General features: G+C 67.3%; 17 protein-coding genes and 4 pseudogenes. 12 read left to right on the top strand and 9 right to left on the bottom strand.

The genetic code is table 11. The annotated features are described in order from the left end of the window. The 6 genes and pseudogenes from ACRDTL_RS06280 to ACRDTL_RS06255 all read left to right on the top strand — a co-directional run. A pseudogene (locus tag ACRDTL_RS06280) lies at positions 1–292 on the top strand (ABC transporter ATP-binding protein); the annotation flags it as partial. After that, a complete protein-coding gene (locus ACRDTL_RS06275; RefSeq protein ID WP_431505842.1) occupies positions 289–1104 on the top strand; it encodes an NUDIX hydrolase in 816 nt (271 codons plus the stop codon). The pseudogene ACRDTL_RS06280 and the gene ACRDTL_RS06275, both read left to right, overlap by 4 nt. Continuing rightward, positions 1095–1850 carry an enoyl-CoA hydratase gene (locus ACRDTL_RS06270; protein ID WP_431505845.1) on the top strand — a complete coding sequence of 252 codons (756 nt, stop codon included), beginning with the start codon at positions 1095–1097 and terminating at the stop codon, positions 1848–1850. The genes ACRDTL_RS06275 and ACRDTL_RS06270 overlap by 10 nt, the downstream gene beginning before the upstream one ends. Before the next feature lie 12 nt (positions 1851–1862). Then, the gene (locus tag ACRDTL_RS06265; RefSeq protein ID WP_431505841.1) at positions 1863–2831 is read left to right on the top strand and encodes a class I SAM-dependent methyltransferase; all 969 of its coding nucleotides are present in this window, start codon (positions 1863–1865) and stop codon (positions 2829–2831) included. Then, complete coding sequence (locus tag ACRDTL_RS06260; protein WP_431505844.1) at positions 2789–4021, top strand: THUMP-like domain-containing protein; 1233 nt, start codon at positions 2789–2791, stop codon at positions 4019–4021. Before ACRDTL_RS06265 ends, ACRDTL_RS06260 begins: the two co-directional genes overlap by 43 nt. Before the next feature lie 62 nt (positions 4022–4083). Then, entirely contained in the window at positions 4084–4776 is a 693-nt protein-coding gene (locus ACRDTL_RS06255; RefSeq protein ID WP_431505840.1) for an esterase, read from the top strand. A gap of 12 nt (positions 4777–4788) precedes the next feature. On the opposite strand, the gene ACRDTL_RS06250 is transcribed toward ACRDTL_RS06255, so the two are convergent. Then, on the bottom strand, positions 4789–6054 hold the full coding sequence (locus ACRDTL_RS06250) for a PQQ-binding-like beta-propeller repeat protein (protein WP_431505839.1): 1266 nt from the start codon (positions 6052–6054) through the stop codon (positions 4789–4791). Positions 6055–6187: 133 nt separating this feature from the next. On the opposite strand from ACRDTL_RS06250, the gene ACRDTL_RS06245 reads away from it, so the two are divergent. After that, positions 6188–6925, top strand: a complete 738-nt coding sequence (locus tag ACRDTL_RS06245) for an acyltransferase (RefSeq protein WP_431505838.1) — start codon at positions 6188–6190, stop codon at positions 6923–6925. 18 nt (positions 6926–6943) lie between these two features. Here the strand turns inward: ACRDTL_RS06245 and ACRDTL_RS06240 are convergent, their stop codons facing one another. The 3 genes from ACRDTL_RS06240 to ACRDTL_RS06230 are packed head-to-tail and all read right to left on the bottom strand — an operon-like array spanning position 6944 to position 10064. After that, on the bottom strand, positions 6944–7885 hold the full coding sequence (locus ACRDTL_RS06240) for a fumarylacetoacetate hydrolase family protein (protein WP_431505837.1): 942 nt from the start codon (positions 7883–7885) through the stop codon (positions 6944–6946). Beyond that, the gene (locus ACRDTL_RS06235; RefSeq protein WP_431505836.1) at positions 7882–9012 is read right to left on the bottom strand and encodes a VOC family protein; all 1131 of its coding nucleotides are present in this window, start codon (positions 9010–9012) and stop codon (positions 7882–7884) included. Before ACRDTL_RS06235 ends, ACRDTL_RS06240 begins: the two co-directional genes overlap by 4 nt. 29 nt (positions 9013–9041) lie before the next feature. Then, entirely contained in the window at positions 9042–10064 is a 1023-nt protein-coding gene (locus ACRDTL_RS06230; protein WP_431505835.1) for an alpha/beta fold hydrolase, read from the bottom strand. Positions 10065–10347: 283 nt separating this feature from the next. Here ACRDTL_RS06230 and ACRDTL_RS06225 point away from each other — a divergent pair, with 283 nt between their 5' ends. Then, positions 10348–11697, top strand: coding sequence for a cryptochrome/photolyase family protein (locus tag ACRDTL_RS06225; protein ID WP_431505834.1), 1350 nt, complete (start codon positions 10348–10350; stop codon positions 11695–11697). On the opposite strand, the pseudogene ACRDTL_RS06220 reads toward ACRDTL_RS06225, so the two are convergent. Next, positions 11693–13729: pseudogene (locus tag ACRDTL_RS06220) on the bottom strand (MMPL family transporter); the annotation flags it as partial. The gene ACRDTL_RS06225 and the pseudogene ACRDTL_RS06220 overlap by 5 nt on opposite strands. Before the next feature lie 75 nt (positions 13730–13804). Between ACRDTL_RS06220 and ACRDTL_RS06215 the strand changes: the two are divergent. Together ACRDTL_RS06215 and ACRDTL_RS06210 are read left to right on the top strand one after the other, a co-directional pair. Continuing rightward, entirely contained in the window at positions 13805–14296 is a 492-nt protein-coding gene (locus ACRDTL_RS06215; RefSeq protein ID WP_431505833.1) for a MarR family winged helix-turn-helix transcriptional regulator, read from the top strand. A 14-nt stretch (positions 14297–14310) separates the two neighbouring features. Continuing rightward, a complete protein-coding gene (locus tag ACRDTL_RS06210; protein ID WP_431505832.1) occupies positions 14311–14847 on the top strand; it encodes a TspO/MBR family protein in 537 nt (178 codons plus the stop codon). On the opposite strand, the pseudogene ACRDTL_RS06205 reads toward ACRDTL_RS06210, so the two are convergent. The 4 genes and pseudogenes from ACRDTL_RS06205 to ACRDTL_RS06190 form a co-directional block, all read right to left on the bottom strand. Then, positions 14804–14914, bottom strand: a pseudogene (locus tag ACRDTL_RS06205) (hypothetical protein); the annotation flags it as partial. The gene ACRDTL_RS06210 and the pseudogene ACRDTL_RS06205 sit on opposite strands and share 44 nt — an antisense overlap. A 102-nt stretch (positions 14915–15016) precedes the next feature. Beyond that, a complete protein-coding gene (locus tag ACRDTL_RS06200) occupies positions 15017–16240 on the bottom strand; it encodes a glycosyltransferase family 4 protein (RefSeq protein WP_431505843.1) in 1224 nt (407 codons plus the stop codon). A 94-nt stretch (positions 16241–16334) separates the two neighbouring features. Beyond that, positions 16335–17858 carry a 1,4-alpha-glucan branching protein domain-containing protein gene (locus ACRDTL_RS06195; protein WP_431505831.1) on the bottom strand — a complete coding sequence of 508 codons (1524 nt, stop codon included), beginning with the start codon at positions 17856–17858 and terminating at the stop codon, positions 16335–16337. Then, the gene (locus ACRDTL_RS06190) at positions 17855–18631 is read right to left on the bottom strand and encodes a class I SAM-dependent methyltransferase (protein WP_431505830.1); all 777 of its coding nucleotides are present in this window, start codon (positions 18629–18631) and stop codon (positions 17855–17857) included. Before ACRDTL_RS06190 ends, ACRDTL_RS06195 begins: the two co-directional genes overlap by 4 nt. A 206-nt stretch (positions 18632–18837) precedes the next feature. On the opposite strand from ACRDTL_RS06190, the gene ACRDTL_RS06185 reads away from it, so the two are divergent. Together ACRDTL_RS06185 and ACRDTL_RS06180 are read left to right on the top strand one after the other, a co-directional pair. Then, positions 18838–19638 (top strand): electron transfer flavoprotein subunit beta/FixA family protein, encoded by an 801-nt coding sequence (locus tag ACRDTL_RS06185; RefSeq protein WP_431505829.1) that lies wholly within the window; start codon positions 18838–18840, stop codon positions 19636–19638. A gap of 79 nt (positions 19639–19717) precedes the next feature. Further along, positions 19718–20302 (top strand): annotated as a pseudogene (locus tag ACRDTL_RS06180) (electron transfer flavoprotein subunit alpha/FixB family protein); the annotation flags it as partial.

Genomic DNA, 20302 nt, shown 5'->3' with positions numbered 1-20302 from the left:
GGACCTGGGCGGCCGCGAGGAACTGGTGGCGCGGCTGAGCGACCTGGCCGCCGATCCCGACGCCCCGGCGCTGGTCCTGGTCACCCACCACGTCGAGGAGATTCCGCTCGGCTTCAGCCATTGCATGCTGCTGTCGGTGGGACGGGTTGTCGCGTCGGGTTTGCTGCCTGACGTGCTGACCGGCGAGAATCTGGCCGCGGCGTTCGGCCAGTCGATTGCGGTGGACGTGATCGACGGGCGTTACTTCGCCCGGCGCACTCGCACCCGCGCGGCTCACCGGCGGCGTGCATGACCGACCCGCCGATACCTCTGACGCCGCGGCCGGCGGCGACGATCATGCTGGTCCGCGACACCCCCGAGGGCATCGCGGTTTTCTTGATGCGACGGCACTCCGGCATGGAGTTCGCTCCCGGGGTGATGGTGTTTCCCGGCGGCGGCGTCGACGATCGTGACCGGCACGCACCGATCACTTGGGCGGGCCCGGAACCGTCGTGGTGGGCGAAGCGGTTCGGCATCGAAACCGACCTGGCCGAGGCGCTGGTGTGCGCGGCCGCCCGCGAGACCTTCGAGGAGTCCGGGGTGCTGTTCGCCGGGCCGGCCGACGCTCCGCACAGCATCGTGGATGACGCCTCGGTGTACCGCGAGTCCCGGTTGGCGCTGGCCGATGCGACGCTGTCGTTCGCCGACTTCCTGCGCCGGGAGAATCTGGTGCTGCGGGCAGATCTGCTGCGGCCGTGGGCGAACTGGGTGACTCCCGAAGCCGAGCGCACCCGCCGTTACGACACCTATTTCTTCGTCGGGGCGCTGCCGGAGGGCCAGCGCGCCGACGGGGAGAACACCGAATCCGATCGCGCCGGGTGGACGACCCCGCAGGCCGCCATCGACGACTTCGCGGCCGGCCACACCTTCCTGCTGCCGCCGACCTGGACGCAACTGGATTCGCTGTCCGGCCACACCGTCGCCGACGTGCTGGCGGTGCAGCGCCAGATCGTTGCCGTGCAAGCGGATTTGACCGCCGACGGCGACAACTGGGAGATCGAGTTCTTCGACTCCGATCGCTACAACCAGGCGCGCGGCAGGCGGTGGCGGTGGCGGTGGCGGTGAGCGAATTCGTCGGCATCCACCCGGGGGTAGACCACCCCGGCGTCGCAACCCTGGCGCTCTCGCGACCGCCCACCAACGCCATGACTCGACAGGTCTATCGGGAGATCGCGCAGGCCGCCGCCGAGCTGGGGCGACGCGACGACATCGCGGCAGTGGTCATGTTCGGCGGGCACGAGATCTTTTCCGCCGGCGACGACGTGCACCAACTGCGGACCCTGACCGCGCCGGAGGCCGAAACCGCGGCGCGGGTCCGTGGCGACGCCGTGCAGGCCGTCGCGGCGATCCCGAAGCCGACCGTGGCCGCGATCACCGGCTACGCGCTGGGAGCCGGCCTGACGCTGGCGCTGGCCACCGATTGGCGGGTGGCCGGCGACAACGCGCGGTACGGCGCGACGGAGATCCTGGCCGGTTTGATCCCCGACGGCGATGGAATGGCGCGGCTGGCCCGCACGGTGGGGGTGAGCAGGGCCAAGGAACTCGTGTACAGCGGACGTTTCTTCGATGCCGACGAGGCGCTGGCGCTGGGCCTGATCGACGAGATGGTGGCCCCCGACGACGTCTACGACGCGGCCGCGGCCTGGGCCGGCCGCTTCGTCGATGGCCCGCGACAGGCGCTGGCCGCGGCCAAGGCCGGGATCGACGCCGTCTATGAACTGACCCCTGGACAGCGCCGGGCCGCCGAACGCCGCCGCTATCTCGAGGTGTTCGCCGCCCGCCGGACTCTGCCCAATTCAGGCGGCAACTAGGCTAGGCGCACGATGACGAGTACCGATCCGGCGCCGCAGCCGCATGCCACGGCCGAACAGGTGGCAGCGGCCCGGCACGACCGCAAGCTCGCTCAGGTGCTCTATCACGACTGCGAGGCCGAGAGCTACGACGACAAGTGGTCGATCTCCTACGACAAGCGCTGCGTCGACTATGCGTGTGACCTGTTCGACGCGACCGTGCCCAGCGGCCAGCTGCGCAACCTCCCGTACGAGCGTGCACTAGAGCTGGGCTGCGGCAGCGGCTTCTTCCTGCTCAACCTGATCCAGGCCGGGGTGGCGCGGCGCGGTTCGGTCACCGACCTGTCGCCGGGGATGGTCAAGGTGGCCACCCGCAACGGGCGGTCGCTGGGGTTGGACATCGACGGCCGGGTCGCCGACGCCGAGGGCATCCCGTACGACGACGACACGTTCGACCTGGTAGTCGGTCACGCCGTGTTGCACCACATCCCCGACGTCGAGCTCTCGCTGGGTGAGGTGCTGCGCGTGCTGCGGCCCGGTGGCCGGTTCGTGTTCGCCGGGGAACCGACCACGGTCGGCGACGGCTACGCCCGGGCGCTGTCCACGCTGACCTGGCGGATCACCACCAATGTCACCAGGCTGCCCGGTCTGGGCGGCTGGCGGCGCCCGCAGGCCGAACTCGACGAATCCTCTCGTGCCGCGGCGTTGGAGGCCGTCGTCGATCTGCACACGTTCGCGCCCGCCGACTTGGCACAAATGGCCGTGAACGCCGGCGCAGCCGACGTGCAGACCACCACCGTGGAGTTCACCGGCGCGATGCTGGGCTGGCCGCTGCGCACGTTCGAGTACGCGGTGCCGCCGGGGCGGCTGGGGCGGAACTGGGCCAAGTTCGCGTTCACCAGTTGGAAGACCCTGACCTGGGTTGATGAGAACCTGTGGCGTCGGGTGGTGCCGAAGGGCTGGTTCTACAACGTGATGATCACCGGGGTCAAGCCGTCCTGAACTTCGGGCTCGACGACGTCAACTACCTGACGTCGGAGGCGGGCTGCGCGGCGCTGGACGTCGTCGCCGGGTTCGCGCTGACCAACCGGGTGGCCGACATCGCCGCGGTGCGTGCCCAATTCGGCCAGCGCACGCCGGCCCTGGTGGAAACCGTGCTGCTACGGCGGCGCGCGGCCACGAAGCTCTCCGAGCTGCCCGGCACCGGCGAGTGGCTGTTCACCGACGAGGCGCTGCAACAGGCCAGCGCCGCACCCGTCGCCCTGCACCGGGCGCGCCGACTGGCCGGTGCCCTGACAGATAGCGTCGTCCACGACATCACCTGCTCGATCGGCACCGAACTCGCCGCACTGCGGGCCTTGGCGGCCCGGGTGCTGGGCAGTGACATCGACCCGGTACGGCTGGCCATGGCGCGGCACAACGTAGGCGCCACGGTCGACCTGTGCCGCGCCGACGCGCTGCAGCCGGTGACCCGGGACACGACGGTCGTCGTCGACCCGGCCCGGCGCCGTGGTGGGCGCCGACGATTCAACCCACGCGACTACCAGCCCGCTCTGGACCAATTGCTGGAGGTCTATCGGGATCGGCAGCTTGTCGTAAAAGCCGCTCCCGGAATCGACTTCGACCAGATCCGTCGTCTGGGCTTCGACGGGGAGATCGAAGTGACGTCGTATCGCGGGTCGGTGCGAGAAGCCTGCCTGTGGTCGGCCGGTCTGGCCGAAGCCGGTGTGCGCCGCCGAGCCAGCATCCTCGACCGCGGTGAACAGATCACCGACGCCGAGCCGGACGACTGCCCGGTGCGGCCCGCCGGGCGATGGATCATCGACCCCGACGGCGCGGTGGTGCGGGCCGGTCTGGTGCGCCACTACGGCGCGCGGCATGGGCTGTGGCAACTCGACCCGGACATCGCCTACCTGTCCGGCGACCGGTTGCCGCCGGGGGTGCGCGGCTTCGAGGTTCTCCAGCAGTTGCCGTTGAACGAGCGGCGGTTGGGTCGGGCGCTGTCGGCGCTGCACTGCGGGTCGCTGGAGATCCTGGTGCGCGGGGTGGACGTCGACCCGGATGCCCTGCGTCGACGGCTGCGGCTGCGCGGTGAGCGACCGCTGTCGGTGGTCGTCACCCGCGTCGGGTCGCGACGGGCCGCTGTTGCGACGGTGTTCGTTTGCGGTCCGGCGCAATCGGGGCCCGGGTAGGCTGATCGCTGTCATTTTCCGGGCGTCACCGCCCGGTTTTCCGTCTGCGAGGACAAATCACGATGCGCGCTGTGATCATGGCCGCACTGCTGGCCGCCGGGGCCCTGGTGGCACTGGCGGGCGAGCCGGTGGCGGCCGCCGATCCGCCCTGCGCCGGCATGGGCGGCACCGTCGAGGCCGGGCAGATGTGCCACGTGCACGTCAGCAACACCACCTACAAGCTCGACATGACCTTCCCGGTCGACTATCCCGACCAGCAGGCGCTCACCGATTACCTGACTCAGAACCGGGACGGATTCGTCAACGTCGCCCAGACTTCGGGACCGCGCGACATGCCCTATCAGATGGAGGTGACCTCCGAGCAGCAGCGGTCCGGGCAACCGCCGCGCGACACCCGCAGCGTGGTGCTCAAGGTCTTCGAGGACCTCGGCGGGCCGCGCCCGTCGACCTTCTACAAGTCGTTCAACTACGACCTCGGGCGGCGCCAGCCGATCACCTTCGACACGCTATTTGCTCCCGGTGCCAAACCGCTGGACGTCATCTACCCGATCGTGCAGCGCGAAGTGGGGCGCCAGACCGGGCTGGGCGCCGCGATCCTGCCGGGCACCGGCCTCGACCCGTCGCACTACCAGAACTTCGCCATCACCGACGACGACCTGATCTTCTACTTCGCGCCGGGTGAACTGGTCCCGTCCTTCGCCGGCGCCACCCAAGTACGGGTGCCGCGCAACGCGATCCCGCCGCTGACGGTGTAGCGGACAGTTGGGCTACGCCGGCGCGAAGCTGTAGACCTGACCGTCGCTGGTGGCCGCGACGACGCGGCGGTCGCGGCCTATCGACACCCCGACCGGGTAGCCGGTGGCTTCCGGCAGCGGATAGCTGCCCAGGCTGCGGCCGTCGCGTGAATCGAAGACCAGCAGCGACATCCCGGGCTCTGCGCGGGCGACCGTGTAGCCGACGTCGGCGGCCAGGCTCGATGTCGACAGCGGGTTGACGTTGTCGCGGCGCCACACCTGCTCGCCGTGATCGCCGGCATCTTTGAACGCAACCAGTTGCGTGTCGGGGCCGCCGCCCGCCACGATCAGCCCGCCCGGCGTCACCGTGGGTGGCGTCTGCGCCAAGAACTTCAGCGGCACCGACCATTTCGGCTTTCCGTCGGTGGCATGCAGTGCCCATAGCCGTTCGTCGCGGCCATTGACGTACACGGTGGACCCGTCGGCGGACAGCACGGGACTGGCGAGCACTCCGGCGGCGACGGCGTCGCTGGTCCATTCCTGGGTGAGCAACGGGGTCTGGCCGGGATGGTATTTGAGTCCGACCACCACCGCCGCGGTCGCACCCCGCTGCCACAGGCCAAGCACCACCGCCCCGCTGGCCGCGGAAAAGGCCGGTGCTGCCGCGACCGGGCAATCGGGACGAGCCGGCACACAATCCGACAGGCCGCGCCTCGAATCGGTCGGGTCGATGCCGTCGACCAGGTCCAGGGCACTGCCGACGACGGTGCCGCGGTGAGCGTCGAACACCAGCACCTGGCCCAGGTGGGTGACCACGAGCAGTTGGCCCTTGTCGAGAATCCGCGGCGTGGAAGGCATTCCGATCACCGGTGCGCGCCAGCGGGTCCACTGGGTGGACGGAAACGACATGATCGTCCCGGGCTGGCCGGCGTAGAGATTGTCGAAGCCGTCGAACAACGCTCCGGCGAAGGCGCCGCCCTGGCCCAACCGGACACACCAGCGCTGCCGACCGTCATTGTCGTTTTCCCACTCCATCAGCGAGCAGCCGCCCGGTGTTTGCGCGTTGACCGCCAGCCAGCCGCGGCCGGACAGTGCCGCTGCGGCCGCCAGGCTGCCCTTCACCGAGCGGGTCCAGCCCAGCTGAAGTCTGGTGGCACCGGCCGTCGCGGTGTAGCTGCTGTTGGACGCATCGCCGTACTGCGCCGGCCATCCCTGCGCCGCTGCGATGTCGACCCAGGAGTCGGTGTTGTGACAGCCGCTCAGCGTGACCGCCAACAGCGTCGCCGCAGCAGCCGCCACGGCGCATCGAATGTGTGGGTTATGCCTGAATATGGCGCTTTTTGTGTCCACAACCCGCACACTCGGCGACAAAAGGCGGGCGAGTGGCACAGCAGGAGGGTAACCGGTGCGCCTTCGCGTAGGCTGTCCGGCCATGACGACCATGTGGGGCGCACCGCTGCATCGTCGGTGGCGGGGATCGATGTTGCGCGACCCACGCCAGGCCAAATTCCTGACGCTGGCATCGCTGAGGTGGGTGCTGGCCAACCGTGCCTACACCCCGTGGTACCTGGTGCGCTACTGGCGGCTACTGAAGTTCAAGCTGGCCAACCCGCACATCATCACCCGCGGCATGGTGTTCCTCGGCAAGGGTGTGGAGATCCACGCGACTCCGGAGCTGGCCCGGTTGGAGATCGGCCGCTGGGTGCACATCGGGGACAAGAACACGATCCGCGCGCACGAGGGCTCGCTGCGGTTCGGCGACAAGGTGGTGCTGGGCCGGGACAACGTCATCAACACCTACCTCGACATCGAGATCGGCGATTCGGTGCTGATGGCTGACTGGTGCTACATCTGTGATTTCGACCACCGGATGGACGACATCACGCTGCCGATCAAAGACCAGGGCATTCTCAAGAGCCCGGTCCGGATCGGGCCGGACACCTGGGTCGGTGTGAAGGCGACGGTGTTGCGCGGCACCACGATCGGCCGCGGCTGCGTGCTGGGTTCGCACGCGGTGGTCCGCGGCGACATCCCGGACTTCTCGATTGCGGTCGGCGCACCGGCCAAGGTGGTGAAGAACCGTCAGCTGGCCTGGGAGACCTCGGCCGCCCAGCGGGCCGAGCTGGCGGCGGCGCTGGCCGACATCGAACGCAAAAAAGCGGCCCGCTAACGAGCGGGTCCGGCAGGCTCATCGCGGAAATCTCACCACGGTGCGCTGCTGTCCGAGGTCGATGGACCTGTCGTCGGTGGCGATGCTGGCTTCGATGACGTCACCGTCATGCAGGTATTTCGGGTTTCTGGTCTGGGTTTTGAAGAACAGCCGCCATTTCGCGGCCGCCGGCAGGAGCGCGCCGAGCTTTTCGACCGGTTTGGGTGGCGCGCTCAGCGCAGTGCCCACCGGCGTCCCGGTCAACACCAGATCGCCGGCGTCGAGCCGCTGGAACTGCGCCAGACCTCTCAACGCCTGCAACGGCCGATAGATCATGTCACCGCCGACGGTCATGTCTTGGCGGGTTTCGCCGTTGACCCGCAGCAGCAGCCGCAGATTGACGAACCGCATGAGTTCGTCGCCGTCCAGCAGTACCAGCGCCGGACCGACCGGAGTAAACGTGGGATAAGACTTTGCCTCGTAGAACTGCGTTTTGGTCAACTGGACATCGCGGGCCGAGACATCGTTGGTCACGACCAGGCCGGCGATGTAGTCAGACAGGTTCGCATCGGTGATCGTGGCGCCCACGGCCATGTCCTTGCCGATGACCAGGCCGATCTCAACCTCGTAGTCCAAGAACCTGACGTGGTCGGGTTTGACGATGTCGTCGAACGGTCCGCTGATTGAACCCGACGCCTTGCGAAAGAACGTCAACGGGACCGTCTTTGGGTCCATGCCGGCATCTTTGGCGTGCGAGGCGAAGTTAGTCATCTGGGCGACCACCCGGCAGGTGGCGGTCACCGGGGAAAGCAGGCAAAGACTCTCGATCGGTACCGTGTCGGCGGTGTCGGTAGCAGCGTTGACAGCCTCGCGATCGGACAGCAATTCTCGTGTCGTCGTCGCTGTCGTGTCGATCCGTGCGGCCCGGGCGGCGGTTTGCACCCACCAGCCTTCGGCGGTACGCAGGATCGAGACCGTCATGAGTTGGCCGCCTTCAAAAGGCCGCGCAGCCGGGTGAAGTCGAATTCGTTGTCGTCACGCAGCGCGCTGACGATGTAGCGCAGTTCGTGGCGAAGCAATCGGGGAGTGGTGCCCAGGAAGTCCTTGGTGACCGGCGGTCCCCATTGCGCCAGACCGGAAGCGGTGAACGGCGCCCAGCCGGGCTCGAGCGTGCAGTCGAACATGTCGCCGTCGCTGAAGTGCTCGACGAGGAAACCGTCGGTGTCGCGCCAGTAGTCGAAGATCTGGCTGCCTTGGAGGTGACGGCCGATGCCCCAGGAGTGCTGATAGCCCTGTTCGGCCAGATGCTTACCGCCGGCGGCTATCGCGTCCAGGTCACAGACCTGATATGCCGAATGGACGTAGCGGTTCGTCGGTCCTAACGCGATGGCGAGTGTGTGATGGTCGGCAGGGGTTCGGCCGCGATCGCACCGGATGAAACCCATCGTCGGTCCGCGCTCACGCTGACCGGGGAAGTAGAGGAAGTCGCTGACGACCATTCCGAGATGATCGAGATACCAATTGAGCGTTTGCATGTACTTCGTCGTCTGCAGCACCAGATGTCCCAGCCGCTGCACCCGGGCCGGTTCGCGCGGTGGGCGTTGAGTAGCGTTGGCGCGGCGCAGCTCGTGATCGACGTTGAACACATGGGCTGCTTGCCCCGGCAGCGGCTCGAGCCGATGTGTGCCGGCGACGACACACACCGAATTCCCGCCGGGGTCGACCAGGTCCACCGCGACACCACCGAGCTCCTCTGGCAGCGGTCGCGTCGCGGCACCGGTCGCCTCGGCCAGCCGTAGCACGTCGGCTTCGTCTTGGGCGGTGAACGCCACCCCGACGAAACGTGCGCACCGGGCCCGCCGGATGAGCGCACAGGGTGACGCCCCGTCGGTGCCGCGCAGGTGCAGCTCGTCGGTGGTGCGCGCTGAGGTGGCGAAACCGAAGGCGTGCGCGAAGGTTTCCGCACGGGTCAGATCGGGCTTCTCGAACTCCAACCACGCTATGTCGGCCACCTTGATGACCGGATTCGGCGAGCGGCCCGGGTGCTCGCCCTTACCGGCGCCCTGCTCACTGTGCAGGTCTTTGTGGGCGCCGACATGATCGCTCATCGCTATCCTCCTGAGATTTTGCCTTGAGGTCAGCCAGACCTGAGGCGGTCACAAAAGCTGCCGACGGCCTCGACGGTTTCCTGCGGCGCCTCGAACGGCCAAAAGTGACCGGTGTCGAACAGATGTACGTCGCTGCCTTCGGGCAACATGCCCAAAACGTCAGGGTCTGAGTAAAACTCACGGGGCTGCACCGGGTCGTCGGCCCCTTGCAGGAGCAGTACGGGAGCGGTCCACGAGTGAATGAGTCGGGTGCGTCGATCAATCCATTCCTGGCGGAATGACGAGGAATGGAAGTAACGCGGTACCGCGCTGGCGATCCCCGGGTGGCTGAATTCTTCGATGGCGCGAATCAGATCCGATTGGGCCACTGGTCTTTTGGTGAGCCAGGTGTACGCGGTGCTGACGAATCGCCGCGCATCGCTGAGCAATGCCGGTGCCTCGGGAGAAAGGAACAGCTGCTCTTGGGGATGCAAGCTGGGGTGTAGGTGCCACAGATGCTGTTGGCCCCGTGCGTAGCCGGTCACCCGATCGCCCAGGTTGCCGGCGAGGTGATCGCCGATGGGGGTGCCGCGGTCATGGGTCACCAACGTGAACTGACCGACCCCGATTTCATCGAGCAGCGCCTGGATCTGGGCGGCGACACCGGCTTGCCGGTAGTCGCCGGTCCGCTTGTCGGACTGGCCGTAGCCTTTGAGGTCAACCGCGACGCAGCGATACCGGTCGCTGAGGTTCTCCAATGCGTAATGCCATTGCCACCACGAGTCCGGAACGCCGTGCAAAAAGATCACCGTGTGAGCCGAAGCATCGCCGGCTTCCACCAAGTGCCACGTCAGAGTCTCACTGTCGCCGGGGGCAGCAACGAATCGATGCACCGCCGTGGTCTGGCCTAACTGCTCTTCGTCCCCGTCACGGCTCGGCGTCGGCGTTTTCGTCGGAGGGAGCTCGGCTAGAAACTGCTCGGCATCTTGGAGCGCTCGGATCGCCGGATCGCCGTGGGCGAGCTGCTCGGCGATACGGGGTGGCAGGTCGGTGTAGGAAAGCTCGGTGGACATCCTGGTCGTTTCTCCCCGGGGAAGCGCGGGTAGCTGCTAAATGGTGAAGCTATCAGTCTCGGTGTCTACTCGATCCAACGACAATCCGAGCAAAGTCTGTCTAACCATCGCATCCAACGTCCACCGATGAGGTCGAGTTGATCGGTTGCAGTTCGTGCTGATCGGGGTCGTCGCTACCTGACCGCCGTACACGACCGACATCGACACACACGAGTTCGACGGGGTCGCCGACCCGCGCAAGCAGGTGGCTGCATGCCGACGCCCCGGAAGGCAGGATAAAACGATGCCGACCGTGTTGTGGCTTCGTCGTGATCTGCGGTTGCAGGATTTTCCAGCGCTCCTGGCTGCTGTCTCTGAAGACGATGAAGTGCTCGCCTGCTTCGTGCTAGATCCGCGTCTGGAAGCGTCGTCGGGGGCACGCCGAATGCAATTCTTGGCCGACAGTTTGCGTCAACTGCGAGCCGACCTTGATGGCCGCCTTCTGGTTACCCGTGGATGGCCAGAAGAGCGAATTCCGTCGATCGCCAACGATGTCAGTGCTTCTGCCATACATGTTTCGGAGGATTTCGCGCCGTTCGGGCGGCGCCGCGACGAGCGGGTGCGGGTGGCTTTGGGGGAGCTGCCTTTCGTGGCGACGGGGTCTCCGTATCTGGTCTCGCCCGGACGGGCCATCAAAAATGACGACACCCCGTACAAAGTTTTCACACCATTCTTCCGCCAGTGGCGCGAGCTCGGCTGGCGGGCGCCGGCCCGATCCGGGCGTGAGTCGGCACGCTGGCTTGACCCGGCCCACATGTCAAAGAAGGCCGCAAAGCCGGCGGCGATCCCCGACCCCGGTGCCGACCTTGACGTGCCGGCTGGCGAAGCTGCGGCGCTGCGGCAATGGCGCGACTTCGTCGAGGACGGATTAGACCGCTATGCCGAGGACCGCAACCGCCCCGACCGGGACGGCACCAGCCGGATGTCGGCCCACCTGAAGTTCGGCACCATCCATCCGCGCACCATGGTGGCCGATTTGGATCTGCACCGCAGCGGACCGCGAGCATACCTGCGCCAGTTGGCGTTTCGCGACTTCTATGCAGCGGTGCTGCATCATTGGCCGGATAGCGCATGGTGGAACTGGAACCGCGAATTCGATGCCATCGAGACCGACACCGGGGCCGACGCCAAACGGTTGTTCGAGGCGTGGAAATCCGGCGAAACCGGTTTTCCGATCGTCGACGCCGGCATGCGTCAATTGCGTGCGACCGGTTTCATGCACAACCGGGTCCGGATGATCACCGCGTCGTTCTTGGTCAAAGATCTTCACCTGCCGTGGCAGTGGGGTGCGGGGTGGTTCTTACAGCAACTGGTCGACGGTGACATGGCGAACAATCAGCACGGCTGGCAGTGGTGCGCGGGATGCGGCACCGACGCGGCCCCGTACTTCCGGGTGTTCAACCCGACGACGCAGGGCGAAAAGTTCGATCCCAACGGCGATTACGTTCGACGCTGGGTTCCCGAGCTGGCTAACGTCGATGACGTCCACCTGCGGAAGGGCCAACGGCCGCCGGACTACCCGCAACCGATCGTCGAGCACGGCTTGGAGCGGGCGGAAGCGCTGCGTCGCTATCAGCGCATCGGCGGAAAGTAGGCCACCAGATGCGCCGGCCGATCAGCGCGAAGAGCGCCGGAATCACCAGTGTGCGAACTACAAAGGTGTCCAGCAGGATGCCCAGTCCAACGATGATGCCCAGTTGGGTCAAGACGATCAGCGGCAGCACACCGAGCACACAGAACACTGCGGCCAGCACGATCCCGGCACTGGTGATCACCGCCCCGGTAGCGGAGACTGCGCGCACCATGCCGTCGCCGGCGGCGTATTGCGGGGTTTCCTCGCGGGCGCGGGTGACCAGAAAGATGGTGTAGTCGACCCCGAGCGCCACCAAGAACAAGAACGCGAACAGCGGTGTGCTGTTGTCCAGCGCCGGGAAACCGAACACGTGGATGCTGGCCCAGCCGCCGAGGCCCAGCGCCGCCAGCGCGCTGAGCACGGTGGCGGCGACCAGGACCGGTGGCGCCAGCAGAGCGCGCAACAGTACGTAGAGCACCAGCAGCACGACGGCCAGGATTGCCGGGATCAGCACAAGCCGGTCTCGCGCGGCGGCGTCGCGGACATCGAGCGATTGGGCATCCGATCCTCCGACCAGAGCCGTCGCATCTGCCGCAGTGACCGATTGTCGCAGCGCGCCAATAGTTTTGAATGCAGCTGTTGACGACGGAGCGCCGTCGATCACCACGGACCACCTCGTTAGTCCGGTGGGCGACTGGCCCGCGGCGGTCGCCGATACGACACCGGGTGTGCCCGTGATGGCGTGCTGCACCTGTACGGCTCGTGCGGTGGAGGCGACGACGACGGTCGGATCGGCTGCGCCGCCGGGGAAGTGGGCCGCCAGGGTGTCGAACCCCGCCACCGAGTCGGCCCGGATACGAAACTGCTCGGTCTGCGACAGCCCGATACGGGTACCAAGCAAACCGATGGCTGACATCACTAGTACAGCGACCGCGACGGCGCAGACGGTGCCGGCCCGAGCGCTGACGGCCCGGGCGACACGGTGCCATACTCCGGCCGCGACGGCCGGTGCGGTTCCGGACCGGGGGATCAAGGGCCAGAAAATCCGTCTGCCGCACAGCGCGAGCAGCGGCGGCAATACCAGCAGCACGAACACGGCCGCAACGACTAGTCCGCACGCCGCACACGCGCCCAGACTTCGGGTGCTCGGAATTACGGCGAGGATCAGGGTGAGTAGCGCCAACACCACAGTGGCATTGCTGGCCACGATCGCCGGGCCGGCGGCGCGCACCGCCGCGGCGAGCGCGATGCGATGATCGGTCTGTTCGCGAAGTTCTTCCCGGTAGCGGGAGATCAGCAGCAGCGCGTAGTTGGTGCCGGCCCCGAAGACCAGCACGCTGGTGATACCGGAAGTAGAGCCGTCGAATGTCAACCCGGTGGCTCCCGCGACCACTGTCCCGACCGCGGTGGCGACCCGGTCGGCCAACCCGATCACGGTCAGCGGCACCAGCCACAGAATCGGTGAGCGATAGGTAGCGATCAGCAGCAGGGCGACGACCAGGGCCGTCACCACCAGCAGAGTGACGTTGGCGCCGGAGAACGCGTTGGCGATATCGGCGCCGAATGCGGGTCCACCGGTGACGTGCGACGTCAGCCGGGGCGGCAGACCATCGGATGCAGCGGCCCGCACGGCTTTCACCGCGTCGGTCAGCGCGAATCCGGATAGATCGGTGCTCACCGAGACAGTCGCGATCGCTGCTTTGCCGTCGGCGGAGGCGATCAGCGGCGTGGAGGCGCCGGGCCGCGCATCGGGCACAGCCTGCATGCGATCCCGCGCCTGCTCGCAGGCGAACAGGTCAGCGGGCGTGAGCGGTGACCCGTCGGTCCGCGTGATCACCAGGATCGCCGGCGCCCGCTCACCATCGGGAAACTGCAAAACCGCCTCGGCAACCCTCGCCGAATCCGACGACGCCGGTACCAGCATCGGCGACTGGCTAGCAGCCGCGTTGGCGCCGATCGAAGCCATCAGCGCACCCGACAGCACGGCGATCGCGACTGGCAGAAGCCATGAACGACGCCCGGTGACCACGGCCGACAGGCGCTCCCAGATCACGCAGCCAAGCATTTCAGACGCTTAATAATTAATCAACTTAACAAACTGTTGTTGTCGCGATATGCTCGACGTCCGATGAATCCCGACCACGGCTCCGCTGGGCGCGCGGAGCTTGAAGCGCTGATCGCTGCCGATGCGCGTGCTCTCACCGCCGAATCCGATCAGATCGGCCGACTGTTCGCGGCCATCCACCAGGTGCACCCCAGCGACTTCCGCGCGCTGCTGCATGTTCTCGTGGCCGAAACCGCCGGCGCCCCGCTCGCCTCGGGCGAGTTACGGCAGAAGATGGGGGTATCGGGCGCCGCGATCACCTACCTGGTGGAGCGCATGATCGAGTCCGGTCACTTGCGGCGTGAGTCCGACCCTGCCGATCGTCGCAAGGTCATCCTGCGCTACGCCGACCACGGTCGTGAAGTGGCCGGCGCGTTCTTCGCCCCGTTGGCCACGCACACCCATGCCGCGATGGCCGACTTGCGCGACGCGGATTTGGCTGCGGCGCACCGGGTATTCGCCGCCCTGATCGACGCCATGCGATGGTTTCAGGACGATCTCAAAGCGCCGTCGTGACGAGAGGACTGAAAATGCGCGTTTCTACCCTGATCGCCACCGGCGCGTCGGTCGCTGCCGCGGCAGCGGTGGGCAGCCTCGCGAGTAAGCCTGCTGTCCAATCGAATTGGTATGCGCAACTGCGCAAGCCGCGTTACCAACCACCGGCAGTCGTGTTTCCGGTGGTGTGGCCCGTGCTCTACGCCGACATCGCAGTCGTCTCGGCATCGGCGATCGACGAGCTTCACGACCGGGGAGACACCCGGAAGCTTCGCGGCTACCTGGCGGCGCTTGGATTCAACCTTGTCCTCAACGGCGGCTGGTCGTGGCTGTTCTTCAACCGGCACGCGTTTGCGGCATCGGCGGCCGCTGCCGCCGCACTGGCCGCGAGCAGCGCGGATTTGACCCGCCGGGCAATCGACGTCCGTGGGGCGGGCGCCGCGCCGCTAGCCCTCTATCCCGTCTGGTGTGCGTTCGCCACGGTGTTGTCCACGCACATCTGGCTGCTCAACCGTCGATCAGGTCATCGAGTGCTTCGAGAAGCCCGTCGGGGTCGGCCACCGTCACCGTGAGCGCGGAGTGGTCGCGCGAGCCGATAACACGCCGAATGGGTGGATCGAAGTCGATGCACACACCCGCATGCGACGTCTGGTGGTTCATGCCGACGCCCGACCCGCGTTGACCACGCTGGAATGCACCAAACCCATCGCTCGACGCTAAAGGCGCATCCCGCTCACCGGCCTATCGGTCCGGCAGCGCATGCTCGACGATGGGCAACCGGGGCAGCGGCGAACGTTCGCCCCGCTTGGCCGCCAGGTACACCTGCGCGGTCTCTTCGGCCACGGTGTGCCAGTCGAAATCGGACGTGAGGCGCTCCCGTGCGGCCCGGGCGCGGCGCTGCGCGGCTGCCGGGCTGTCGAGCACGGCACGCACCGCTTTGGCAAGGCGGGCCACATCGCGTGGCGGGCTGGACATCCCGGTCTCGCCGTTGATCACTGCCTCACCCAGGCCTCCGATGTTCGACGTCACCAGCGGGGTTCCCGCAGCTGCGGCCTCCAGTGCGACGAGCCCGAACGGCTCATAGTGGCTGGGCAGCACCGCGGCGTCGGCGCGGTGTAGCGCTGCAAGCAGCTCGGCGTGGTCGAGCCGTCCGACGAACGTCGTCGCCTTGAGCACCCGGTGATTGCGAGCCTGGTCGACCAGCCAGTCGTATTGGGTGCCATCCCCGGCGATGGTCAGCGTGGTACCCGGATGCGTGCGCCGGATCCGCGGCAGCGCGGCAATTGCGTCGTGCACGCCCTTCTCGTACTCCAGCCGGCCCACATACAGAAGTTCCGGCGGGCCGTTGCGCGGGCGGCGCTCGGCGAAAGGCCAACGGCTCGCATCGATTCCGTTGCGGATCACCGTGATCTCCGCCAGCCCGGGGCCGAACAACTCGGTGATCTCGTCGCGCATCGATGCCGAACAGGTGATCAGCGAATCGGATTCCCGCACCAGCCACGATTCGACGGCGTGCACCTGCCGGCTCAGCGGGCCGGAAACCCAGCCGGAGTGCCGGCCGGCCTCGGTCGCGTGGATCGTGGAAGCAATTGGCACGTCATAGAATTCGGATAGCGCAATCGCCGGATGGGCCACAAGCCAGTCATGCGCGTGCACGACGTCTGGGGTGAAGTCCAGCGACAACCCAGCCCGGGTCATCGCATGGCCCATCGCCAGCGTCCAGGCCATCATGTCGTCAGCAAAAGTGAACTCGTGCGGATCCTGCGCGGCGGCAATCACCCGGACGCCCTCATGGATCTCATCCGACGACGGGTGGGTGCTCGGGTCGGTTCCCGACGGGTGACGGGACAGCACCACGACCTCGTGACCGGCCGCGGCCAGGGCTGTCGACAGGTGATGGACGTGCCGGCCGAGCCCACCGATCACGACCGGCGGGTACTCCCACGACACCATCAAGATCTTCATCGCGGCAGCCACTTTCGGCGCGAGCGTGCGCAAAACCGGTCAAAAAGCGGCGTGTCGGACCGGGGACACGCACGCTCGCGGCAAGAAGTGACCTTCATCGGGGCAGCCTCCGCGCGTCCAGCGCGCCGAACAAGCCGTCGGCGCGGTTCCAGCCGTCGGCCAGCCGCTGCGCGGCCTCGCGTCGGCCCGAGGCCAGCGCATCGGCGATCTCGCGGGTGGCGTGCGCGTGCAGGTGCGCTCGGTAGCGGGCGTAGTCGGCTGCGGAGTTCTTGCTCACCATGAACGGCCAGTCGCTGGACACCGTCAACAGCGTCTCGCGCAGGATCTGATCGGCGACGTGGTCGCGGGGAATGGGTCCGTCCAGCGACGCGGTCTGGGCGAGCGCCTTGTCGACGGCGCTCAGCGCGGTGTCGACCACTTCGGTGTTGAGTTGCACCAGGTCGGCCACCTTCTCCCCGGCCCACACCTGCCAGTCCTTGCCGGAACCCCAAGAACTGGGCGGTAATTCGACCGCCGAGCCGAGGTATCCGTCGGCGATCGCATCGGACAGCGTACCGACCCGTACCCCGGCCTCCGGCAGCGCCCGCAGCACCCGCTGCAGCCACACCGGTCCCTCATACCACCAGTGGCCGAACAACTCGGTGTCGAAGGCGGCGACCACGTGCGCGGGCCGTCCGATGCGTTCGGCTTCAGCCAGCAGTCGTCCCCGGACCACACCGACGAAGTCGGCGACGTGGACGTCGACCGCGCGGTCGGCGCGCTCGGGCTCATACGGCGCCTTGGCCTCGGACGGCACATTGCGGCCGGTGACTCGGGCCGGTTTGAGGCCGGTTCGGTGGTCGTAGGTGTGGAAGTCGCGGTAGGCGGCATGCCCGGGGTAGCCCGATTTCGGCGACCAGACCCGGTAACTGACCTGCAGATCGCGCCCGAACGCCACGACGTCGGTGTCTGCTATCGGCCGGCCCAGCGCGGTGTCGCCGTGCAGCGAGGGGCCGTCGACCATGAAGTGACCGACTCCGGCTGCGGCGTAGTCGTGTTCCATGCCCGGGGCGTATGCGCATTCGGGCGCCCAGATGCCGACCGGCGTGTGCGCCAACCGAAGACGTGCGTCGGCGAGGCCTTCGCGCAGGGCGAACTCGCGCAGCCGCGGGGTCAGCAACGGCTGAAACGGGTGGGCCAGCGGGCCGCCGAGCAGTTCGACGGTGTCGGTGTCGATCAGGCTGCGCAGCAACGGGGCGGCGCCGTGGCGCCACAGGGTGGCGAAGTCCTCAAGTGCCCGCTCTGTCTCGGCAAGCTCGCGAATCCCGAACGCCCGCAAGGGCTCCGGCAGGCTGGTGGCTTCGGTGGCGCGCAGCTGCCAGTTGGCCAGCCAGTGGTGCATGCCGTCGAGGCAGTACGGGTCGTCGAGTTGCGCGGTCACCACCGGCGTCATCCCGAGCGTGATCAGCTTGTGCCGGTCCTCGCCGGCCAGGGTGTGCAGCACCCGCAGCAGCGGCAGGTACGCCGCTGCCCAGGACTGGTAGATCCACTCCTCGCCGACGGGCCAACGGCCGTGGTGGGCCAGCCACGGCAGATGGGTGTGCAGCACCAGGGTGAACAGACCCGGCACCTTAGTCATGCGCGCACCGCGATCGCGACCAAATCCAGGCTGGTATCGATATCCCGGGCATCCGCGTCGACGAGGTCGAAGTCGGCCGCGTTCACCGCGGTGACGTCGGCCAGTAGCTCCGCCGGCCACGGCGCGCCGGTCACTGCCCGCGCGACTTGAGCGTCGATGATCGAGCCGCCGTGCCGGGCGTCCATTTCACACAGCCGCGGCCCATGAAAAACCCCGTACATCCCGTCCAGCGCGAACCCGGCGTCGACCAGCAACCCGGTCAGTTCGTCGGCATTGAGCTCGCGGGTGTGAAACGGGTTGATGGGGGTGTCGCGGCCGGGGGAGAACGTGATCCGGTTGGGCGTGGACACCATCAGCAGCCCCGTCGGTCGCAACACCCGCAGGCACTCGGCGACGAACCCGGCCTGGTTCCACAGGTGCTCGATGACCTGAAAGTTCACTACGGCGTCCACCGACGAGTCGGACAGCGGCAGCTCGGCGAGGTTGCCGTGCAGCACCTGCACCCGTGGGTAGCGGGTCTGCACATGGGCAACCGCGGTCTCGTCGTAGTCCAGCGCGATCACCCGGCGCGCGACGCGAGAGATCAGGTCTGCGCCGTAGCCTTCTCCGCAGCCGGCCTCGAGCACTTCGCGGCCCGCGCAGCGCGGCGCCAACCGTTGGTAGACCACCTCATGGCGCCGGAACCAGTAGTTCTCCACGTCCAGACCGGGGATGGTCCGTTCGCCGGTCAGCGTCAAGACCGGGTCGGGGAGGTCGGGAACGAATGCGCTCATGTCAAAGGCAGGCTAGCCCCTGGCGCACCGATCGCGAATGGTTGGCCGGAGACGGGCGCGGGAACCCGCAGGACGACCCGCTATGGTGTGAGAGCAAACCGGACAAAGTTACCCGCGAGTAACATTGCCGTGCGGGTGCGTGAAACGTGATCCAGGTCTTGTAGCCGACGGCTGCAAGACCTTGTCGAGGAGGACAAACCACACTCATGACGAACATCGTGGTCCTGATCAAGCAGGTCCCAGACACCTGGTCGGAGCGCAAGCTCACCGACGGCGACTTCACCCTGGACCGCGAGGCCGCCGACGCTGTGCTGGACGAGATCAACGAGCGTGCTGTCGAAGAGGCGTTGCTGATCCGGGAAAAAGAGGCCGCCGACGGCACCGAGGGATCGGTGACCGTATTGACCGCGGGCCCGGAGCGGGCCACCGAGGCGATCCGCAAGGCACTGTCGATGGGCGCCGACAAGGCCGTGCATCTCAAAGACGACGGGATGCACGGCTCCGATGTGGTTCAGACCGGGTGGGCACTGGCGCGTGCGCTGGGCACCATCGAGGGCACCGAGCTGGTGATTGCCGGTAACGAGTCCACCGACGGCGTCGGCGGCGCGGTGCCGGCGATCATTGCCGAGTACCTGGGCCTGCCGCAGCTCACGCACCTGCGCAAACTGTCGGTCGAGGACGGCAAGATCACCGGCGAGCGGGAGACCGACGACGGCGTCTTCACCATCGAGGCCTCGCTGCCCGCGGTGGTCAGCGTCAACGAGAAGATCAACGAGCCGCGCTTCCCGTCGTTCAAGGGGATCATGGCCGCCAAGAAGAAGGAAGTCACCGTTCTGACTCTGGGCGAGATCGGCGTCGAGGGCGACGAAGTCGGGTTGGCCAACGCCGGGTCGAGCGTGCTGGCGTCGAACCCCAAGCCGCCCAAGACCGCCGGCGAAAAGATCCCCGACGAGGGCGAGGGCGGCACCAAGATCGCCGAGTACCTGGTTGCCCAGAAGATCATCTAGTGGGGGATCGCAAGCGCGGCGGAGCCGGGCGCATCGGGTCACCCACAATTAACTAGAGACGCTGCGAGGAAGAGACAACATGGCTGAAGTACTGGTGCTCGTCGAGCACGCTGAAGGCGCGCCGAAGAAAGTCACCTCCGAATTGATCACCGCCGCCCGGGTGTTGGGCGAGCCCGCCGCCGTCGTGGTTGGCGCCCCCGGGACCGCCGCGTCGCTGGCCGACGGGCTCAAGGCGGCCGGCGCCGCCAAGATCTACGTCGCTGAATCCGACAGCGTGGACAAGTATCTGATCACCCCGTATGTCGACGTGCTGGCCGCACTGGCCGAATCGGCCGCCCCGGCCGCCGTGCTGTTGGCCGCCAATCCCGACGGCAAGGAAATCGCGGGTCGGCTTGCGGCCCGGATCGGGTCCGGGCTGTTGGTCGACGTCATCGATGTCAAGGAGGGCGGCAAGGGAACCCACTCCATCTTCGGTGGCGCGTTCACTGTCGAGGCGCAGGCCAACGGCGATACCCCGGTAATCACCGTGCGGGCCGGGGCAATCGAGGCCGAAGCGGCCGAGGGCGCCGGCGAACAGGTCACCGTCGAGGTACCCGAACCCGCCGAGAACGGCGCCAAGATCACCGCCCGCCAGCCCGCGGTCGCCGGCGACCGCCCGGAGCTG

Origin of the sequence: Mycobacterium sp., from assembly GCF_050700595.1 — a bacterium.
Lineage (GTDB): Bacteria > Actinomycetota > Actinomycetes > Mycobacteriales > Mycobacteriaceae > Mycobacterium.
This window is presented reverse-complemented; position numbering and strand designations above follow the sequence as displayed.

Bases quoted from the DNA above. Each gene is read 5' to 3' on its own strand.
- ACRDTL_RS06275 (WP_431505842.1), top strand. From the start codon at position 289: ATGACCGACCCGCCGATACCTCTGACGCCGCGGCCGGCGGCGACGATC.
- ACRDTL_RS06265 (WP_431505841.1), top strand. From the start codon at position 1,863: ATGACGAGTACCGATCCGGCGCCGCAGCCGCATGCCACGGCCGAACAG.
- ACRDTL_RS06255 (WP_431505840.1), top strand. From the start codon at position 4,084: ATGCGCGCTGTGATCATGGCCGCACTGCTGGCCGCCGGGGCCCTGGTG.
- ACRDTL_RS06245 (WP_431505838.1), top strand. From the start codon at position 6,188: ATGACGACCATGTGGGGCGCACCGCTGCATCGTCGGTGGCGGGGATCG.
- ACRDTL_RS06240 (WP_431505837.1), bottom strand. From the start codon at position 7,885: ATGACGGTCTCGATCCTGCGTACCGCCGAAGGCTGGTGGGTGCAAACC.
- ACRDTL_RS06235 (WP_431505836.1), bottom strand. From the start codon at position 9,012: ATGAGCGATCATGTCGGCGCCCACAAAGACCTGCACAGTGAGCAGGGC.
- ACRDTL_RS06230 (WP_431505835.1), bottom strand. From the start codon at position 10,064: ATGTCCACCGAGCTTTCCTACACCGACCTGCCACCCCGTATCGCCGAG.
- ACRDTL_RS06225 (WP_431505834.1), top strand. From the start codon at position 10,348: ATGCCGACCGTGTTGTGGCTTCGTCGTGATCTGCGGTTGCAGGATTTT.
- ACRDTL_RS06215 (WP_431505833.1), top strand. From the start codon at position 13,805: ATGAATCCCGACCACGGCTCCGCTGGGCGCGCGGAGCTTGAAGCGCTG.
- ACRDTL_RS06210 (WP_431505832.1), top strand. From the start codon at position 14,311: ATGCGCGTTTCTACCCTGATCGCCACCGGCGCGTCGGTCGCTGCCGCG.
- ACRDTL_RS06200 (WP_431505843.1), bottom strand. From the start codon at position 16,240: ATGAAGATCTTGATGGTGTCGTGGGAGTACCCGCCGGTCGTGATCGGT.
- ACRDTL_RS06195 (WP_431505831.1), bottom strand. From the start codon at position 17,858: ATGACTAAGGTGCCGGGTCTGTTCACCCTGGTGCTGCACACCCATCTG.
- ACRDTL_RS06190 (WP_431505830.1), bottom strand. From the start codon at position 18,631: ATGAGCGCATTCGTTCCCGACCTCCCCGACCCGGTCTTGACGCTGACC.
- ACRDTL_RS06185 (WP_431505829.1), top strand. From the start codon at position 18,838: ATGACGAACATCGTGGTCCTGATCAAGCAGGTCCCAGACACCTGGTCG.